Consider the following 518-nt stretch of genomic DNA (forward strand, 5'->3'; position numbering starts at 1 on the left):
CACTTATACCTACCATCAATGATAATTTCTTCAACGTTTGCGTTGGTATAAATTTGAGTACCTAATTCTTCATTTAGCGTTTGAAGTGCTCTGACAAAGCTATACATACCACCTTTTATAAAGTGAACACCAAACATTAACTCTATCATGGGTATAATTGAATACAATGACGGGCTTCGTTTAGGGTCGATACCTATATATAATGTTTGAAACGCTAACATCTTTTGGATTTTTTCATTATCAACATATTTTTCAATTAAATTATCTGCTTTATCAAATGTTTTGAGTTTCATACCTTGATATATAGTAAAAGGATTGTAAAAATCTGTAGGTTTCCTAAACGTACGTTCTAGAAAATATTTTCGTGCTATTTCGTATCTTTCGTATATATCTGTTAAAAAGGACATAAAACCATGTGTAGAGTTAGGTTCAATACTTTCAAGCATATCTCTTAATTGAGCAAGATCTGTAGGAACGCGAATTTGATCTGTTTCACTAAAATAAATATCATATATATG

The 518-nt window shown here is 30.3% G+C and carries 1 protein-coding gene; it reads right to left on the reverse strand.

Annotated elements, in window-relative coordinates:
* Positions 1-518, reverse strand: a 518-nt coding sequence (locus EII32_RS11590) for an NAD(P)/FAD-dependent oxidoreductase (protein WP_148096845.1), incomplete at both ends; no start/stop codon positions are given.

Source organism: Prevotella sp. OH937_COT-195 (assembly GCF_003932845.1).
Lineage (GTDB): Bacteria > Bacteroidota > Bacteroidia > Bacteroidales > Bacteroidaceae > Prevotella.